This is a genomic window from Yoonia sp. D2-7 (assembly GCF_055809435.1).
In genome coordinates this window covers 1,406,943-1,425,638 of record NZ_CM147912.1, presented here as the reverse complement: position 1 = coordinate 1,425,638, position 18,696 = coordinate 1,406,943, and the positions used below count along the sequence as shown (strand labels likewise).

Below are 18,696 nucleotides of genomic sequence, written 5' to 3'. Positions count from 1 at the left end.
GCCCATCGAAACGGGTCAGTTCTGCGGCGCAATGCGTCGCGTCGGTGAAAGTGAGCAGAAAGCTGCTAGAGCAATTTACTGCTCACCAGAGCACTCAATTGCTCGAACGCCATACCTTAGACCGAAGGAACTTTCTCCAGCACAATTTCGGGCAGGACGAGTTCCCATCGATCTTGCTGCAGTTTTGCACGATGCTCTTCACCGCTTTCATGGGCATACCGCACGACGATCGCCCCTATCACCGCCGAAACAAGGCGTTGCCCATCCGGTATCCTCCATCCGCCTTTCATGCCGATCAGCCTCCTTCCCTGCTGATCGTTCACCCACCAGCGACCATTCTGCTGGCTCATGGTGATAGGGTCACCCGTCCGCGCCTGTGTAATGGCCTCGATACAGGCATCTCCTTTGCGCAAGCGACCGGCCCAATCGATGAAGACCTGGCCCATATCAGGCATAAGATACGTTCGATCCGGCGGCAATTGCTCCACGTCGGGTAAGGCGGCGTGCCTGCGTAGGATGCTGGCCCCTTCAGCGGGCAAAAAGGCGTGTGCACCCTGGGTCATGACTGCAAGACTGCGGCGTGCGCGCGTCATCGCGACGTAAAACAAGCGGCGCGGCGCGTCGAGATCCTCATTCCGTGAGGGCCTGTCCCAGCCACCGTTCAGGATCACAACGTCGTCGAACTCCAAGCCCTTGGCGCGGTGAGCCGTCATGAGCATCAGCCCATGTTGCTCGCCCCGTGCATCCCGCGCCCACTCGCCGAACCACTCGACGAGATCGGGGACTGAGGCCGACCCTGTGCCGATTTCCTGCACAAGAGCAGCGACGCCCTCAGCAATCAGGTCTGCCCAGCGGTTGCGCGGCAAGGCATTCACGACGCCGAGCAAATCCGTCACATCCAAAAGCCGGGTCCGGTCTCGGCTGATGCTTTCAATGAATTGCCGCATTTCGCGCAGGCGCCACAGGCTGGGCAGGCTTTCGTTGGCCATTTCAACCGGGATGCCCTGCGCCTCGGCATAAGCGCGTATCGGGGCGAGCTGCTGCCAATTGCGCGCAATGATCGCTGTGCGCGACCAGTTCCAACCGGGTTCCAAAGCCGCCAGCCGCTGCAACTCTGTCACGGCGGCAACCGCCTGTGCGCGCTCACCTGGCAGGCATTGCAGCAATTGAACCCGTCCTTGCCCGACGGGATCACGCTCAGCCATAAAACCGCCTGAGGGTTCCTTGCGCCGCATTCGGTCGATGGTGATATCGTGGCCTCGCTTCATGCGATCGGAAGCGCCCGCGATCACCATGTTCGATGCTGTGATGATGTGGTCGGATGAGCGGTAGTTCTCGACGAGAAATTCCGGCCGCGCGCGGTAATCCTGTTCGAATTGGCGAATGTAGCGGATCGACGCGCCTGCAAAAGCATAGATGTTTTGGTCGTCATCACCCACGGCGAAGAGACTGAGTTTCATGTCCTCATCTTCAATCGTACGCCCTGCGACGGCTGCGATCAGGGCGTACTCCTCCGACCCTATGTCCTGATACTCATCAACAAGGATCCAGCGATATCCTTGGATCAGTGTCTCACGTTGCGCCTCTGCCTCAGCCTTGCTCAGACCATCGCCATTCAACTGCCGGACCGCTTCCATGACGATGCCGTCGAAATCACGGCTCTCGGCATGTGATCCGGCGAAGCTGGCTCCGACCAATCGCATGGCCATCGCGTGGCAGGTCGACACCGTCACGCCGAAAGCCTCATCGCCAATCAGGTGCCGCAGCCGCGCCCTAATTTCGACCGCAGCATGGCGGTTATAGCTGAGCACAAGGATACTGCGCGGATCTTCGCGGCGCACTCGGATCAGGTAGGCAATGCGGTGCACCAAGACCCGGGTCTTGCCGGATCCCGGCCCAGCTAGGACAAGAACGTTTGTCGCGTCCCTGTCGTCGGCAACGATCTTCTGCTGCACGGGATTCCCGAGTGAATCGACCACAGAGGCCCATGACTTGGACGTTGTCTGGCGCTTTACCTCGGTGGTTTGCCCCTTCATCCAGCGCCCCATGAAGCCTTCATGATCGAGTTCAAAGTAGTCGTCGGAGAGGCGCATGGCATCGGGCATGGAGGACAACCCGGTTTCTGCGTAAGCCGCCATCACATGGGTCTGGATCGTCTGCTCATCGTAGTGTTCTTGCAGCGGCGTAAAATCTTTGACCAAGAACTGCGTCTTGCCCGGTGCAAGTTGCACCGTCATCGCGGGCCGAAATACGGTCAGGCCCTTGCCAAGCGTCACCACGTCTTGCTCATGCAGCCACAAAAGTGCCCGGTCCATCAGCCGAGTCATTTCTTTGACTTGCCCCAGCAGAAAAGCATCGCCCGTAAGGCTTGCCAGCATGTCACCCAGTGTGGTTTCGACCTGCTGATCCTTGCCGCGCTGGCCCTTTTCGAGCCGTCCTAGCAAATGCGCGACCAGCGCCTCACCGGCCTGCCTGCGTAGCGCGGCGGATCCTTCGAGGACGGACCACGCGCGCTGCAAGGCCACAAAGAGCGTATCACGCGACGCCTTGCGCAGGCGTATGTTGCCCTTGCCACCGTCGAGGTCGCGTCCATCGCGGGCCATTCCCCGCAACAACTTCTCAACCACGTCTGGTCGCACTTGGCTATGACCCGCGTCGCGTAGCTTTTGGCTGGCCAGCTGCAAGTTAAAGGGGGTGCTACCTTGATCCTCGGCGTCTGGCGCGTCCTCTCGCATCGCGGCAATGAGATCGGTTTCCAACCTTGTTGCCTGTGTCAAACGCTTGCGCGTGTCATCGGCCACGCCCGAATGCACGAACACTGTGACGGCCGTATCGTTCCGCGCGATACCGAGGGTTTCGAGATCGGCGAGCGCCTTAGTCAGTTGCCCCCCTGTCAAGCCGCTCACGCCGGTCAACTCGTCCGTGGAAATTCCCTCGTCCGGCGGAGCACTCATCAGGTGGCGCACGAGGTCAATCAATTGTGTTCGGCGCACGCCGGTGATCTCTGCCTTGTCGATCCTTGCACCGGCTTCGTCAAGACTGCGCACGCGAAGCGAGGACGGGAAGACTTGAACTCGATTTTCCTCGCGCGATAGCAATTTGGCTTCTTCCAGCCAGGACAGCGCCGTTTTGACCCGAGTGTCATCGGTCGCACTCTCACGCTGGAATTCGCGGTCATGTTCCTGCCGCACGATCTCGCCTGAGGTGGCTACGATCGTGCCTGTGCTCCGCATGCGCTGATCCATGCGGCGCACAGCTTTCAGGATCGCGCTTATTTCCTTTCTGTCGAGCCGGGATCGCGCAGAAAGCTGAAATTGCCGCTCCACATCATCGGGTGCATACAACAATACGCAATTCGCATGATCGCGATCGCGCCCTGCGCGGCCAGCCTCTTGCAAATAATTTTCGAGCGACCCCGGAATGTCGCCATGCACGACCAACCTGATATCAGGTTTATCGATGCCCATGCCAAACGCATTTGTGGCCGCGATGACCCGCAGCTCACCAACGCGGAATTTTTCCTGAATTGTTTTCTTCTCATCCGGAGTCAGGCCCGCGTGATACCTTTCAGCTGACAGGCCCTGCTGTTGCAGAAATTGCGCGATGTCTTCTGTTGACTTGCGGGTGGCACAATAGACGACTGCACCGGACGCGCCCTCAGGTGGCAATCGCTGCTCGATGACCTCCAGAATGTCGGCAAGCTTCGTCCTCTTACCGGTCGATTGCACTTCGAAGCTGAGGTTGGTCCGCGATGCACCGCCATCGAGCAACAGGAGATCCGTTCCAAGCCGTTTTTGAAAGTGGTCGCGGATATCGCGGACCACTTCGGGTTTAGCTGTCGCGGTCAAGCAGATGATTGGCACCGAGTCATCGTCACCCGCCGTTTCCCGGATAAACCGTGAGATGTAACGATAATCAGGTCGAAAATCGTGACCCCATTTCGAGACACAATGCGCCTCGTCGAGCACCCAAAGCCCGATCTCGCGCTGTTTCAAGACCGAGCGGACCGATACACTCCGAAGCTGCTCGGGAGAGATCAGCAGCATAGCCGCGTCACCCATGCGGACCTTTTCCAGCGCGTCCTGACGCTCCGGCAGCGAAAGCATCCCGTTCACCGTGACCGCAGACGAGATGCCTGTGCGTTCCATGCCCGCCACTTGATCGGCCATCAGTGCAACCAGTGGCGAGATCACGACTGTTAGCGCGCCAGTCCGTTCAAACCTTGCCAATGCAGGGATCTGATAGCAAACGGATTTGCCAGTACCGGTCGGCAAAATACCCAGCACACTTTTCCCGCGCATACCTTCATCGACGATGCGCTCCTGCAGGGGGCGACCGTCTGTGTCGGTGGGTGTCGGACGGAAGCCGTCGAAACCAAACCAACGTGATAGGGCTCTTACCGGATCGCTTTTCTCGCGGCACCAGGCACAGTCCGGTGCGTCGCAAGTCGTGTCGCGTAGTCCTTTGATCATGCGCGCGGCATCAGGGAACTGCATCCGCACCCAAGGTGGCATGACGGACTCGCCGCCTGCAACCGAGATCCACGCCAACGCGTAGGCCAGCGGCCATCCCGTTTTTGGCGAGCCGACCTGCTCTAGTATGCGTCCCAGCGCCGCGGCGCAGGCTTCGCCGTCGAGCAACCGCCAAAGCTTCTGCCGCGCTTGTTCGGCGGAGGGGACGTCCGTGCCCCGCACATGCGTGAACAAGGCGTCGAAGCCAAGATCCTGCTCACTGCGTGTGGTCAGATAATGGTAGGCGGCTATCGCTTCCGGCGATTTCGCGTTTAACGCGCGAAATGCGTCCAATTGGTTACCCAGCACTTCAAAAACCAGCCGCGCATCGGCCTCTGGATCGTTCACGTGTCCCGATAGCAAACGCCCATCGTGGTAGTGTTTGACCAAGTGATGATAGGGATTGCGTGGGAAGGCCAGCGGATTGAGCCAAAGTGTGTCAACTGGCGCCTGCGCGAGGCTCGCTAGACGGGGCCGCATGGCCATCAAATGCGGCAGATCGTGGCGCAGAATGTTGTGTCCGATCAGATGCCTTGTTTTGCCAAGGGTCGACTCCAGGCGGTCCAGCGCCGCATTCATATCTTTTTGGCATCTGATAACAGGTGTATTATCACTCCACACCGCAGCAAAATCGAAGACGCGTGCCGTTTTGGGATCGATTTCGAGATCGACGGACAGGCATTGCGCCAGAAACGGATCAGGCTTTTGCAAGGTGTTCAATAGGGCGCGCCGGCAAATTATTTTTGAATCAATAACATACCTGACCTGCATCGTCCCTTGCGGTCAAGCTAGACACTCCATCTCGTATGCAATGGCGAAAGAACTGTGCTCCTAGTACCCATGAGTACCGGAACAAATCGACGCAATCGTAGTATTAGTACCGTTTCTGACTAAGCCAGACGGCCCAGAGCCGACCTTGGTCTACCGGTCAAGTTGCTGCGGTGTAGCCCGTTATTGCAGTCATTCGCTGCGATTGCAAAATCCAGAGACGATCGAACTCGCACATCGCGGGGCTTTGCAGTCATTCCTCCTAGCCGTCCCAAACACTTACTTCGGACACAAGCTGATCGCTTCCAAAAAATAATGTAAGCCGTCCCGTATTAATCGCTCTCCGAGAATAATCCAAATAGTACGAAAATTCGGTAGCAGAGATGCTGTCAGGCGGACCTAATAGATCAAGAATCTGGCTCTTGGACATCCCACGTAAATTATGGTTCCGTTGTAGGTCACCTAATCATGTCCCAACGGAGGGTCCAGGAAAGTTCCGATTCTTCCCAAGACTTCCATTTCTCGGGTTCAAACTTTTCTCCATGTTGCAAAAAAAACTACCCACACAGAAACCGCAACCATAGCTCCGGCAATCAGTAAGATCATCAGACGTCTGTAATCCCGAATCGACAAGGACGTGTTTCCTGAATTTATGGATGCCGGTGTGTCGGCATCATCAACTACATCGCCCAAGGCTTCTACTCGAAGAGCGACGCCGTGAAAATGTCATGGATTCCAATTCCTTCGGAATATTGCAGAAAGGGCTCCTTCCGGCCCTAACCAGCCGTTCACATGGCGGCGCGCTGCTGCAGTGCAACTTCCAGAAAGCCGACATCCAAAAATATGTCCATATAAGCTTGGTAGGGCCTCCTTTTGGAGGCCACGCTTTGCTCGGACGCGTTATACATGATGACAAGGCGCACGCTTGAATTAACATCGAGCAACGGTCCCCAACCAATCCAGAAAAACACCCAACCGGCGCAGGCCCGAGACGCGGGTGAGGTAGAGCGCTGAAATATTCAGTGGGTCCGCTGAAAGCTGTCCGGGGAACAGCTCAACCAAGCGCCCTGCGCGTATATCGTCTGCGATCATAAAATCGGAGAAGCGGGCGATGCCTAAACCGCCTAATACCAACTGGCGGACGGCCTCTCCGTTGCTCGCAGTCAGGGCGGAGGGCACCGTAACCGGCTCGGCCAGACCTGCGAAACGCAATGTGTTGATATGATCGGGTGCTGCGAAGCGCACTTGTTCCAGCCGTGCGAGGTCAGCGGGTGTTTCGGGCCAGCCTTTGCGATCGAGATACTCCGGCGCAGCCACCAATTTCCAAGCGGCGCGCCCCAAAGGCCGGTGCAACATGTCGCTGTCCGGCAGCTGACCCAGTCTGATGGCAACATCTGCGTGGCTTCCGATCAGATCCACCAGCGTATCCGTCATATCGATCGACAGCTGAATGTCCGGGTATTTTGCGTGGAACTCGGCCAGTCGCGGGGCAAGAACATGCAGGACATAAGGAACCGGCGCATTTACACGCAGAGGGCCGGCGGGAGCCTGCCCGCTGGTCGCGATTTCTTGCAGGGCTTCGCTGCGGTCCAAAATCTCGCGCGCCTGGGCCAGAACGGCTGCCCCTTCGGGGGTGATCTCGATAGACCGCGTCGTGCGCCTTAGCAACGTAACCTTCAATTGCTCTTCCAGTCGCGTGATTGATCGGCTGAGGGTCGAGGCAGACACGCCCCTGCGCCGCGCGGATTCAGCAAAGCCGCCGTCATCCACGATCCCGACAAAGGCAGCCAAATCCCCCATGCGCAGCAATTCATGCAGTTTCTGCAATGATCCATTCCAAACTTGTCTGTTCTCGCAACAGATAGCGACAGGCATATGTGGCGTCGACATCAAATTTATTGGAGATAACCGATGCCCCTTGCCCTTTGGGCGCTGACCATCAGCGCTTTCGCCGTCGGAACGACAGAGTTCGTTATCGTCGGCCTGCTTCCCACCATCGCCGCCGATCTTGGCGTTTCTATTCCTTCTGCCGGTCTGCTGGTCAGCCTCTATGCCCTTGGCGTGACCATCGGCGCGCCCGTGCTAACCGCCATGGCCGACCGTGTGCCGCGCAAGACACTGTTACTGCTCCTGTTGGCGCTGTTCATCCTCGGCAATGGCTATGCCGCCTTCGCACCGGATTACGGCAGCCTTGTCGCGGCTCGCTTTATCACTGGTCTGGCGCACGGCGTATTCTTTGCCATTGCCTCGACCATCGCCACGGATCTTGTGGAACCTGAAAAGGAAAGCTCGGCCATTGCGCTGGTGTTCCTTGGTTTGACTGTTGCGTTGGTAACGGGGGTGCCATTGGGGACGTTCATCGGCCAAAACTTTGGCTGGCAGTCAACTTTCCTTGGCGTTGTAGCACTTGGTCTGATCGGTTTTGTCGCGTCTGCCATTCTGGTGCCCGCCAATCTGACCAAAGCCGCATCAACGGGGATAAAAGCTCAACTACAGGTGCTGACGTCGCCGCGCCTTCTTTTGGTCTACCTGATCACGGCCGTCGGTTATGGCGGTAACTTCATCGCCTTTACCTTCCTTGCGCCGATGCTGAACGAAGTCACAGGCCTGTCCGCAGGCGCGGTTAGTCTGGTGTTGCTGCTTTACGGTGCATCTGTTGCTGTAGGGAATATCGCGGGTGGCAAACTGGCCGACCGTATCGGGGCAGTGGCGTCCCTGACGGTGATCTTTGCGGGCCTTGCGATATCACTGGTCGCACTCGGCGTGTTCCTTACCAACCCGATTGCAGCCATCGCGGTTGCGGCTTTCTGGGGCGGTTTTGCCTTCGCTAACGTACCGCCATTGCAATCCTATGTCGTGCAGATTGCGCGCGAGGTTTCGCCTGGTGCAGTCGATGTAGCGTCTGGCCTGAACATCGGCGCGTTCAATCTTGGTATCGCCGGGGGTGCATGGGCCGGTGGGCTGGTCGTCGAAGAGATCGGCCTAGCCGCAGCACCCTACATCGCCGCCGGAGTGGTGGTGGTTGGGATCGTTTTGGTGCGCCTTTCTGGCCGCCTGAACGGGGCAGCACCCCAAGCGGTCGCAGCCGAATAACCATCGACTGCCCCGCCGTGTCTTCGATGCGGCGGGGCAGGAAGTGAAAGCGGAAACACTCGCATTGGAGTGGATTAATTCATACTATCGGCCACTGCGCTTTGTTTTCGGGACCACCCTGCCATGGCATCTTTCGCTTAAAGGGCTGCGCATGGTTTCACATGTAAAGAGTTGCCGCTGACCGCGCGAATTATTAGAGCCTTGCGAACAGCCCTCATCAGACATTGCCCCAAGGATCCCTATTCTGTGGTGCGATCCTTGGAACGAGCAACTCGCGGTAACAAGAGGGTGGCGCATTCACAGTTCGCGGTCAAAGTCGCGTCAGATCAAATATCTGAGATGATTAGATCTCGAATTTTTACCGCTTTTTCAAAGTGGTCCAGTTCGTGCGTTTTGATCCACCATTCGGCGGCTTCCATTAGTAAGGCCGGGTCATCATTCTTGTTGGCAAAAAACGCATAGAAGGAGAGACCTACCGCCTCTCCCTTTTTGGCGATCTTTTCATTGCAGACTGCAACGGCCTTGTTTCTTAAGCTTGCTCTCATGCTGTTTTCAACCTCTCCGGCGACGGGCACTCGCATAGAACATAAGACGAACACCCTTGGACTGCAACTTGGGGTATTTGTGTGGTTTGCGCCTACTCTTGCCGCCCACCATGGTGCTAAAATGCTTCGGTTGCCCCCGCATTGTCGACGTTGCCATCAAACGCCAACCTAGGGGCTGATCGGACACATTTTGCCAAGCCTCATAGTTAATAGAAGCGGAGTGGCCGCCACTTGTTTGCTTTGCCGACTTACATGAACTCTATATTCAGCAATGATGACCACTTCAGAACGCATATGGTGAAGAACCGTGAGGACGGGATCGCAACACAACCGTTATTCCATGTCTTCGTTTGAAGTTATTCTCGAGATCGAACCGACGTCTTCCAGCGATCTATGTATGTCGAAAACTTCTCTCCAACGTTAGAAATTCCCGCATCGACAGGCATCGGCCATGATTTATCCTGATGGAAGAGCAAGGCCGCGCCGATACTTGTGCCCGTTGCAGTTTCGCTTGTGACGACGGGCCTGCCTGTGATGCGTTCCAGCATCGCTACAAATTCTGCATTGCGTGCGAAGGGTCCTTCGACGACCGTCGGGCCCGCCCCATTGATCAAGTCCAGACAAGTCCCTGCCATCAGGGCGAGGTAAAACGACACGGCAACGGCGCGTTCTCCCGATCCAGAGGCGGGTTCCTGACCTTGCCACTGCATTGCAATGCCTTGGAACGGACCTGTACCGGATTCGATTGATGGCAAAAGCATCAAGGATCGGTCGAGAACATTTGCGACGTCTTGCTCAGTTACCGCGTATGCGTGACCATTCTGAATGATCTCATATTCGCGTCCCCCCATGAACCGCGCACTCGGAACGGCTTGCCCGCGTGCGTTGACGTTAACCAGAGTGTCGCGGGCCGGATCAAGTGGCGGAATTGCCGACCCAGCGTCGCCTGTCAACGACATCGCGATCACCCACGTCCCCGTCGAAATAACTGACGCTGGTTCGTCGCGCGAAATGATATGAGGGTATAGAGATGCGTTGGAATCGTGGATGCCGACGCAAACGGGTGTGTTTGGATTAAGCCCCGTGGCCTTTGCAATGTGCGGCAGTATTGGCCCGAGTATATCGCTAGGATAACGTACCGGCGCGATCTTATCGCGGATTCCAAGGGTTGCGGGGAGGTCGGAAAATGTGGCCGTATGGGGATTCCACAGGTCCGTATGACAGCCTAGAGAGGTGACATCTGTCGCGCCAACACCAGTCAGGCGGTGACCCCAAAATTGCGGATAGGTGACGATCTGCTCCGTCCGATTCTTGAGGGTCGGATCGGTTGTGAACTGATAGTGCAACTGCGCACCGATGTTCAGGCCACCGATCATGTCTGGCGATCCGGTCTCTGCAAAATCGGGTTTAATGATCTTATAGGCTGCGACTACTTCCGCAGGGTATTCATGTTCATAGTCAAGGATCGGAGCAGCGAGCGTTCCGTCAGCCGATAGCAATGCAGCACAGGCACCGTGGGTGGTGATGGAAATTGCGTCCACGCGGTGATCGTGATGGAACGTCGCCAGAGCGTCCAGCAAGAATGCCCAATGTCCATCGACATCGTAATGGGGCCAAGGCGGACCTGCCAGCACGACATTGGGACGCGTAACCACAGCAATCTCGGTCAATGAACCCAGATCGACCAAGGCGAGCTTTGCGTTTGTTTTGCCGATATCAATGACGGCGATGTGTTGCGGTCTTTTCATGGCATATGAAACAGCGGTGTAAGCGCTACGGCAACTGGCGAGCGATCCGCGTTCGTTTCCATGATGTCCCCCATATAGGCCCACCATTTTTGCATCAGGGGGTGATTTGGCAAATCGTCCATGCCGTGATCGGCGGTGCGGGTGAGAACTCCGATCAGATGGTTGGTGCTCTCGTCCAGATGGATCGAATAATCGCTGACACCAGCACCGTGCAGCAGATCGACAAGCTCGGGCCAGATCGCATCATGGCGACGTTTGTATTCATCGGCCATGCCATCGTTCAGACGCATGCGAAAAACGTAACGCGCGGTCATGATTTGCGCCGTGCGGCAGCCATCGCCCAGAGACGCGGCAAGGCAATGACCCCGATCAACAACAGACCGATGAAGATCGACATCACGATGCCGGGCACGTTCAATAGACCCAACCCGAAGGTGACCAGACCCATCACGAAGGCTGCGATGACCACGCCCGGGATCGTGCCGGACCCACCAAGAATATTGACGCCGCCGAGGACAACCATTGTCACGACTTCAAGCTCCATTCCCGTTGCAATGCTGGGCCGCGTCGATCCAAGACGGGACGTCAAACAGACCGCCGCGATACCCGACATAAGGCCCGTCAGCAGGAACAGGATAAATTTGACCCGTTGCACACGGATGCCGCTGAATAATGCTCCGGTCGGGTTGTTGCCAATTGCATAGACAGCGCGGCCAAAATTCGTCTTATGCAGCAGCACGGCATAGATCGCGGCGATGATGACGAAAAGCAACATTTCCACCGTGAAGACCCAGTAGATATACCCCTGCCCGAACCACGAAAAGCTGGACGGATAGCCACTGAATGACCCGTCCCCGAGGATGATAAAACTGATGCCCCGAAACAGGCTCATCGTGCCGATAGTCACAACGATGGACGGCAAGCCGAGTATGGTCACGAAAAATCCGTTGAATGCGCCGCACAGCAGCCCGACCGCCAGACCGATTGCAACCAGTTCGGGTGTTCCTGCGCCATATTGCATCGCCAATCCCATGGCGGTACTTGCCAGCGCAATAATCGACGCGACCGACAGGTCGATCTCACCAGAGATAATCAGCAACGCCATTGCGAAGGCGATCATCGCCTTTTCGGTGAAGTTAAAGGTTGCGTCGCTGAGGTTCCAAGCGCTGAGAAAATACGGCGACGCAAAGCTGTTCACCACAAAGATCGCGATAGCAACGGCGAGCAAAAGCGCTTCCCAGCTTTTGAAAACACGCACGGCACGGCTGTTTAGCCGATCCGGGATATGGCGGGTGATAGTTGTGTCCGTCATTGGGTGACCTCTGCGGATTTAAGGATAATGCGGCCTTTGGTGCGGCCAGACCGTGCATTGAATGCGACTGCAATCAGGATTGCCGAGCCGGATATGGCAAGCTGCCAGAACGGCGAAATGTTGACGACAGGCAAGGCATTCTTGACCAACCCAAGGAAGATCGCGCCCAGCACGGCCCCGCCGACGGACCCGATGCCACCGGCGATGGAGATCCCGCCAATCACGCAAGCAGCCACGACTTCGAGCTCGAAACCGCCAGCGATATCCACATAGGCCACCGCATATCTCGCAACCCACAAATACCCAGTCAAACCAGCCAACGCGCCTGATACGACGAAGGCCCAAAACTGCGTCTTGCCGACATCGATCCCTGTGTAGACAGCTGCGTGGGGGTTGCCGCCCACAGCGAAGATGGACCGCCCGAATTGGGTGCGCGACATCATTATGCCAAACACAATGACGGTCATAATTGCGATCCATGACAAAACCGGCAAGCCCAACAGAATAGCGCGCGGGAAGCCTGTAAAAGCGGGGCTCATTTCATGGGAATTGACCCACTTGCCGTCGGAAATCAAAAAGATAATCCCACGGAATATCGTCATGGTGCCAAGCGTCACAACGATTGGCGGGATCGACAGTTTCCATACAAGCACACCGTTCACCGCCCCCATGACCGCACCCATAAGAACCGCGATTGCAATGATAACGGGGATCGGAAGGCCGGGCATAACGACGTTAATCATCGCGACGGCCATGCCCGTCAGGGCGAGGTTCGCGGCCACTGACAGATCAATACAGCGGGTCAGGATCACCACCATTTGTCCTAGTGCTAGGATGATTAACGGTGCGGTATCGTTGAAGACATTTGCCAGATTGGCCGGCGCGACGAAGCCCGCGAAACGGGATGCCACGAGGACAATCAAGATCAGGATCGCGCTGCCAAGGATGGCTTCGCGCACAGGAATGAAACGCATCATGGTGCAACGCTTTCTGTTTGTGTTGTAATGCCCGCCGCGTGGCGCACCAATGTTTCAGGTGTCACCTCGTCACCGGTCAATTCCGACGCGATCAACCCGTCACGCATGACAATGACCCGGTCGGACATGCCGATCACCTCAGGGATTTCGGAACTGACCATGATGACGGACAGGCCTTGGGCGGCCAGCTCGGCCATAAATTCATGCACCGCAGCCTTTGATCCGATGTCGATGCCTTTGGTGGGCTCATCCAGAATAATGACCTGCGGTTGCGTCGCCAGCCATTTGGCGATCACGACCTTCTGCTGGTTACCGCCCGAAAGGTTACCAATGTCTTGGTCTAATGACGCTGCCCGCAGGTCTAGCCGCTCGGCGTATTCACGGGCCAGTTTGAATTCTTCGGCAAGTTGCAGAAAACCATTCCGAGACGTACGCCCAAGAGACGGGAGTGTTATATTCTGGAAAATAGGCAACCCGATCACCGCGCCCTGTTTGCCGCGATCTTCGGGCACATAGACGATCCCATTTTCAACGGCCTCCGCGGGAGAGCGGATCACATTGATATCGCCATTGACGCGGCACGCACCTTTGGACGGTTTTGTGATCCCGAACAGTGCTTGCATAAATTCGGACCTGCCCGCGCCAACTAAGCCGTAAAACCCGAGGATTTCCCCGCGTTTCAGGTCGAAATTGATATCGGCAAATTCAGTCGGGTGGGAATATCCAACGACCTTGAGGACTTCGTCGCCCACATCGTGGTCGCGGTCCGGAAAAATCTGATCCACAGACCGTCCGACCATCATGGTCACAAGATCACCCTCAGTGATGTCGGCAATTAATCCGTCACCTACGAATCCTCCATCGCGAAACACGGTATATCGGTCGGCGATGCGAAAAATTTCGTCAAACTTGTGGCTGATGAACAAGATCGCTTTACCCTGCGCCTTGAGGGTTTCGACCAGTTCGTAAAGTTCTTCGATCTCTTTGTGGGATAGCGCTGCTGTTGGTTCGTCCATGATCACGACACGGGCATCTACTGAAAGTGCGCGGGCAATTGCCACCAAGTGTTTGTTGGCAATTCCAAGGTCGCGAAGTTGGGTGTGACTGCTGAACGGCGCACCGATTTCAGCCAATAGGTCAGCCGCATTGCGATGCATCTGCGCCGTGTCGATTAACCCGAAGCGGTTGCGCGGGGCGTGGCCGATGTAGATATTTTCGGCCACGGACAATTCATCGAATAGTACCGTTTCTTGGTGGATCGCGGTGATCCCTGCCTTGGCCGCGTCATTGGGCGAAGCGAAGGTAACGGGGTCGCCATCAATGCGGATCGTACCACCGTCAGTGCGATAAATGCCCGTCAGAATCTTGACGGTCGTCGATTTGCCGGCACCGTTTTCCCCAACCAACGCAGTCACTTGTCCAGGATAAAGATCCAGCTTGACCTGATCGAGTGCCTTCACGCCAGGAAAAGTCTTTGTGATCATGTCCATCGAAACAACAGCGGACGAGTTGGCGGGCGCGGTCTGCGTCGTCATTGGGTGGCCTCGTTTTGTCGGGGGGATAGGTGTCTGTTCCGGCGCAAATCCTGCGCCGGAACAGTATGGGTGTTTAGAAGATCGACTTGAAATCGTCGATGTTGCTGGCGTCGTAAACAAACGGATCAGCCATCGCGCCTTCGTTGTTTTCGTCCAGCGTCAACGACCCCATGCGACCCATCGGGATTTCCGCACCGGGGGCAGCTTCAGCACCGTTCTGGCTCAGTTCATAAGCGAGCATCGTTGCGGAGTAGCCCAAATCGATCGGGTTCCAGATTGCAAATGATTGGGATGCACCGGATTCAATCGCACCTGCCATCTCGGATGGTAGTCCGAGGCCCGTTACGTTGACTTCTCCGACTTTACCCGCGTCCACAACCGCCTGTGCCGCGGCCACGATACCTACGGATGTCGGCGCAATGATCGCATCCAGATCCGGATAGGACTGCATCAGGCCTGTAGCCTCGCGGTAGGATTTATCAGCGAGATCGTCGCCGTAAACGGTGGCAACAACTTCGATGCCCGGATAGTCGCCCATCACCTTGTTCATCTCTTCCATCCAGATGTTCTGGTTGGTGGAGGTCGTTGTGGCAGACAGCAGAGCGACCTCGCCGCCATCAGGAAGGTGATCCGCGGCCAGTTTGATGATCATGTTCCCGATCAGCGGGTTAGACGACGGGTTCAGGTGCAGTTGGCGACCCTCTGGTGCTACACCGGAATCCCAGCTGATCACGGTGATGCCGCGCTGCATGGCGCGTTTCAGGGCGGGTACCAATGCGTCTGTATCGTTCGAAGAGATCGCAATTGCGTCAACATTTTGCGCAATCAGTGCGTTGATAACTTCGATCTGGCCTTCAGCGGTCGTGTCTGTCGGACCTGTGTAGATGATCTCGACGTTGCCCAGTTCTTCAGCAGCTTCTTGTGCACCCTCATTGGCGGCTTCAAAGAACCCAATGCCGAGCGCTTTGACGACCAATGCAATGCGCACATCATCCTGTGCCAATGCAGGTGAGCCGAACATCGCTCCGGCCAATGCAACAGATGTTGCTAATTTCTTGAGTACACTCATGGTTTCCTCCCTGGAGTGGTTGTGATTGAGCTGGCTAGGATGCCATCCCGTCTTTCTGCGCGGCACCTATGGGCACCACGATCAGCGTTACATCAGCCGACTCAAGCATGGCCGCGGTGCGGTCATCGATGCCTTCGTCGGTGATGATTGTGTCGATACGTTCAAGCGGGCAAAGCACGAGGCTTGAGCGGTTTTCAAATTTGGAGCTGTCCACTAGAACGATCAGTTCTTCGGCTTGGCCGATCAGCTTGTGTTCCGCCTGAATAAGGAGCGGATCTTGTTCCATCAGTCCCAGTGGGCCGATGCCCTGCGCGCCCATGAACATGCGTTTCGCATAAAAATTACGGGTCACGTCGTTATCGAAAGGCGACAGAATGATGTTTTGTTCGCGGTAAATGATTCCGCCAGACAGCATCACCGTATTTGTCGTGTTCTTAAGCAAATGTTCGGCGATGGGAAAAGAGTTGGTAAAGACCTGCATGCGACGCGACGCCAGTGGATGCACCATTTGAAAGGTCGTTGTCCCACCGTTGATGATAATGGGTTCACCGTCATCGCACAGTTCGACAGCCGCGGCTGCAATTGCCTGTTTTTCGGCGATGTTCAGCGTTTCGTTTACCGAAAAAGGACGCCCGGCCAATCCGACAAATGGTTTTGATGTTAAGGCCTCGGCCCCACCCCGCACACGACGCAGACGCTTTTGTTCGTCCAGCGTATTGATATCGCGGCGTATCGTTGCCTCGGATGCGCCGGTGAGCGAACACAGGTCGATCACTGTCACAAGTGAGCGGTCTTGAACGGCGGAGAGGATAACGCGGTGGCGGTCGTTCTCGTGCATTGGGTGGTCCTTTCGTTGGGCCAAACTGGATTACATTGCGGCGTTATGTCAATCATTTATTTTCAACTTCAATCATTCTGCACCGCAGCATGATTGATTCTGACTGAAAATGATTGACTTTATATTTGCCGCCCGTCAGCTTGCTGCTAACAAATTGACCTTAACCTGCCCTCCACGGAGAGACACATGACCGCTTCGAAACCGAATCAACGCCTTGAAAACAAATGGGATGCGGCCACAGCCGATAGCATGAGCGAACCAGAGAAGCTCCTTTATCGTTCAAACTTATTGGGGTCAGACAAACGAATCACCAATTATGGTGGTGGCAATACATCTGCAAAGGTCATGCAAAAGGATCCGCTGTCCGGCGATATGGTAGAGGTCTTGTGGGTCAAAGGGTCCGGTGGCGATGTCGGATCGATCAAGATGGACGGGTTTTCGACCCTGTACATGGACAAACTGAACGCACTGCGCGGCATTTATCGTGGCGTCGAATTCGAAGACGAGATGGTTGGCTACCTTCCCCATTGCACCTTCAACTTGAACCCGCGCGCCGCATCTATTGATACGCCGCTGCACGCTTATGTTCCAAATAAACACGTTGACCACATGCACCCTGACGCAATCATTGCGATTGCGGCAGCCAAAGACAGCAAGGCCCTAACGCAACAGATTTTTGGCGACACCATCGGGTGGTTGCCGTGGAAAAAGCCGGGGTATGAATTGGGTCTTTGGCTTTCGGATTTCTGCGAAAAGAACCCCGATGCCAAAGGTGTTGTACTGGAAAGCCACGGCCTGTTCACATGGGCAGATGACGCGAAAGACTGCTACGAGCTGACGCTTGAGATCATTCAGAAAGCGATGGATTGGTTCGCTACCGAAACCGCAGGCAAGGACGCTTTTGGCGGTGCTGTGCATAAAAGCCTGTCCGCAGACGAACGCCGAACTGCAGCCGCACGGCTGATGCCTGCCATTCGCGGGTACGTGTCCGGTCAACAGCATATGGTCGGGCATTTCACTGACAGCGATGCGGTGCTTGAGTTCGTCAATGCCAAGGATATGGAACGTTTGGCCGCCTTAGGCACGTCCTGCCCCGACCATTTCCTGCGCACAAAAATCTGCCCGCTCGTTGTGGATTTCGACCCCGCCAAGCCGGATGTTGACGCGACGATTGCCGGACTTGAGGCCGCAATCGCTGAATACCGCGTTGGCTATCAGGCCTATTATGACCGCTGCAAAAGGGACGACAGCCCTGCAATCCGCGACCCTAACGCGGTGGTCTATCTGATCCCCGGCGTCGGCATGATCACATTCGCCAAGGATAAGGCGACAGCGCGGATCTCTGGCGAATTCTACGTTAACGCAATCAACGTGATGCGCGGTGCGGATGCTGTTTCCGAATACCAGGGGCTGCCTGAACAAGAGGCATTTGATATCGAATACTGGCTTCTGGAAGAGGCTAAGTTGCAGCGCATGCCAGCGCCGAAATCAATGGCTGGCCGTGTGGCACTGGTCACTGGTGGTGCAGGCGGCATTGGAGCTGCGACCGCCGAACGGTATCTACGCGAGGGCGCTTGCGTGATGCTGGCGGACATCGACGACGCAGCCTTGACTGAAACCTTTGTTGGGCTGAGTGGGAAATACTCAGCGGACGTGGTGCGTACCGTGAACATGAACGTGACCGACGAAGCAGCAGTTGCCAACGCCTACAACGCCATCGCCGCTGAATTTGGTGGCGTTGATATCCTCGTGTCAAACGCCGGCATCGCGAGCTCTGCCCCGATCGAAGACACCTCTCTTGACCTGTGGAACAAGAACATGGCGATTCTGTCGACCGGTTATTTCCTTGTCAGCCGTGAAGCGTTCAAACTGTTCAAAGTGCAGGACATGGGCGGGTCGGTCGTCTTTGTGGCATCTAAGAACGGCCTCGCCGCATCGCCAAACGCTTCTGCCTATTGCACCGCCAAGGCGAGCGAAATTCACCTCGCCCGTTGTCTCGCGCTCGAAGGCGCACCTCTGGGTGTACGCGTCAATGTCGTGAACCCTGATGCCGTGCTGAAAGGCTCCAAAATCTGGCAAGGCGAATGGCTGGACCAACGTGCGGGCACCTACGGTACCGACAAAGACGGACTTGAGGAAATGTACCGCGAGCGGTCCATGCTGAAACGGTCTGTGCTGCCCGAAGACATTGCAGAGGCCGCTTATTTCCTTGCCTCTGATTTATCGGCAAAATCCACAGGCAACATCATCAACGTTGATGCCGGCAACAAAGAGGCTTTCACGCGCTAAGCGTGAACGGG

General features: G+C 56.3%; 12 protein-coding genes. 2 read left to right on the top strand and 10 right to left on the bottom strand.

Annotation, left to right across the window (positions count from 1 at the left end; translation table 11 throughout):
* Positions 1-116: 116 nt before the first annotated feature.
* Positions 117-5,090 carry a RecQ family ATP-dependent DNA helicase gene (locus AC0L7R_RS06865; protein ID WP_473660372.1) on the bottom strand — a complete coding sequence of 1,658 codons (4,974 nt, stop codon included), beginning with the start codon at positions 5,088-5,090 and terminating at the stop codon, positions 117-119.
* 1,119 nt (positions 5,091-6,209) lie between these two features.
* Positions 6,210-7,106: a LysR substrate-binding domain-containing protein gene (locus tag AC0L7R_RS06860; protein WP_473659810.1), complete on the bottom strand. Its 897-nt coding sequence runs from the start codon at positions 7,104-7,106 to the stop codon at positions 6,210-6,212.
* A gap of 84 nt (positions 7,107-7,190) precedes the next feature.
* On the opposite strand from AC0L7R_RS06860, the gene AC0L7R_RS06855 reads away from it, so the two are divergent.
* On the top strand, positions 7,191-8,372 hold the full coding sequence (locus AC0L7R_RS06855; RefSeq protein WP_473659808.1) for an MFS transporter: 1,182 nt from the start codon (positions 7,191-7,193) through the stop codon (positions 8,370-8,372).
* Positions 8,373-8,698: 326 nt separating this feature from the next.
* Here AC0L7R_RS06855 and AC0L7R_RS06850 read toward each other — a convergent pair whose 3' ends face one another.
* The 8 genes from AC0L7R_RS06850 to AC0L7R_RS06815 form a co-directional block, all read right to left on the bottom strand.
* Positions 8,699-8,917, bottom strand: a complete 219-nt coding sequence (locus AC0L7R_RS06850; protein WP_247130130.1) for a DUF6500 family protein — start codon at positions 8,915-8,917, stop codon at positions 8,699-8,701.
* A 356-nt stretch (positions 8,918-9,273) separates the two neighbouring features.
* Positions 9,274-10,665 (bottom strand): FGGY family carbohydrate kinase, encoded by a 1,392-nt coding sequence (locus AC0L7R_RS06845; RefSeq protein ID WP_473659805.1) that lies wholly within the window; start codon positions 10,663-10,665, stop codon positions 9,274-9,276.
* On the bottom strand, positions 10,662-10,979 hold the full coding sequence (locus AC0L7R_RS06840) for an L-rhamnose mutarotase (protein ID WP_473659803.1): 318 nt from the start codon (positions 10,977-10,979) through the stop codon (positions 10,662-10,664). Before AC0L7R_RS06840 ends, AC0L7R_RS06845 begins: the two co-directional genes overlap by 4 nt.
* Positions 10,976-11,977 carry an ABC transporter permease gene (locus AC0L7R_RS06835; RefSeq protein WP_247130127.1) on the bottom strand — a complete coding sequence of 334 codons (1,002 nt, stop codon included), beginning with the start codon at positions 11,975-11,977 and terminating at the stop codon, positions 10,976-10,978. The genes AC0L7R_RS06840 and AC0L7R_RS06835 overlap by 4 nt, the downstream gene beginning before the upstream one ends.
* On the bottom strand, positions 11,974-12,954 hold the full coding sequence (locus AC0L7R_RS06830) for an ABC transporter permease (protein ID WP_247130126.1): 981 nt from the start codon (positions 12,952-12,954) through the stop codon (positions 11,974-11,976). Before AC0L7R_RS06830 ends, AC0L7R_RS06835 begins: the two co-directional genes overlap by 4 nt.
* Positions 12,951-14,489 carry an ATP-binding cassette domain-containing protein gene (locus AC0L7R_RS06825; RefSeq protein ID WP_473659801.1) on the bottom strand — a complete coding sequence of 513 codons (1,539 nt, stop codon included), beginning with the start codon at positions 14,487-14,489 and terminating at the stop codon, positions 12,951-12,953. Before AC0L7R_RS06825 ends, AC0L7R_RS06830 begins: the two co-directional genes overlap by 4 nt.
* A gap of 73 nt (positions 14,490-14,562) precedes the next feature.
* On the bottom strand, positions 14,563-15,558 hold the full coding sequence (gene rhaS, locus AC0L7R_RS06820) for a rhamnose ABC transporter substrate-binding protein (RefSeq protein WP_247130124.1): 996 nt from the start codon (positions 15,556-15,558) through the stop codon (positions 14,563-14,565).
* 34 nt (positions 15,559-15,592) lie between these two features.
* Complete coding sequence (locus tag AC0L7R_RS06815; RefSeq protein ID WP_473659799.1) at positions 15,593-16,396, bottom strand: DeoR family transcriptional regulator; 804 nt, start codon at positions 16,394-16,396, stop codon at positions 15,593-15,595.
* Positions 16,397-16,582: 186 nt separating this feature from the next.
* Here AC0L7R_RS06815 and AC0L7R_RS06810 point away from each other — a divergent pair, with 186 nt between their 5' ends.
* Complete coding sequence (locus AC0L7R_RS06810) at positions 16,583-18,685, top strand: bifunctional rhamnulose-1-phosphate aldolase/short-chain dehydrogenase (protein ID WP_473659797.1); 2,103 nt, start codon at positions 16,583-16,585, stop codon at positions 18,683-18,685.
* The last annotated feature ends 11 nt before the right edge of the window (positions 18,686-18,696 follow it).

Bases quoted from the DNA above. Each gene is read 5' to 3' on its own strand.
- AC0L7R_RS06865 (WP_473660372.1), bottom strand. From the start codon at position 5,090: ATGAATGCGGCGCTGGACCGCCTGGAGTCGACCCTTGGCAAAACAAGG.
- AC0L7R_RS06830 (WP_247130126.1), bottom strand. From the start codon at position 12,954: ATGATGCGTTTCATTCCTGTGCGCGAAGCCATCCTTGGCAGCGCGATC.
- AC0L7R_RS06825 (WP_473659801.1), bottom strand. From the start codon at position 14,489: ATGACGACGCAGACCGCGCCCGCCAACTCGTCCGCTGTTGTTTCGATG.
- AC0L7R_RS06835 (WP_247130127.1), bottom strand. From the start codon at position 11,977: ATGACGGACACAACTATCACCCGCCATATCCCGGATCGGCTAAACAGC.
- AC0L7R_RS06810 (WP_473659797.1), top strand. From the start codon at position 16,583: ATGACCGCTTCGAAACCGAATCAACGCCTTGAAAACAAATGGGATGCG.
- AC0L7R_RS06840 (WP_473659803.1), bottom strand. From the start codon at position 10,979: ATGACCGCGCGTTACGTTTTTCGCATGCGTCTGAACGATGGCATGGCC.
- AC0L7R_RS06845 (WP_473659805.1), bottom strand. From the start codon at position 10,665: ATGAAAAGACCGCAACACATCGCCGTCATTGATATCGGCAAAACAAAC.
- rhaS (WP_247130124.1), bottom strand. From the start codon at position 15,558: ATGAGTGTACTCAAGAAATTAGCAACATCTGTTGCATTGGCCGGAGCG.
- AC0L7R_RS06815 (WP_473659799.1), bottom strand. From the start codon at position 16,396: ATGCACGAGAACGACCGCCACCGCGTTATCCTCTCCGCCGTTCAAGAC.
- AC0L7R_RS06850 (WP_247130130.1), bottom strand. From the start codon at position 8,917: ATGAGAGCAAGCTTAAGAAACAAGGCCGTTGCAGTCTGCAATGAAAAG.
- AC0L7R_RS06855 (WP_473659808.1), top strand. From the start codon at position 7,191: ATGCCCCTTGCCCTTTGGGCGCTGACCATCAGCGCTTTCGCCGTCGGA.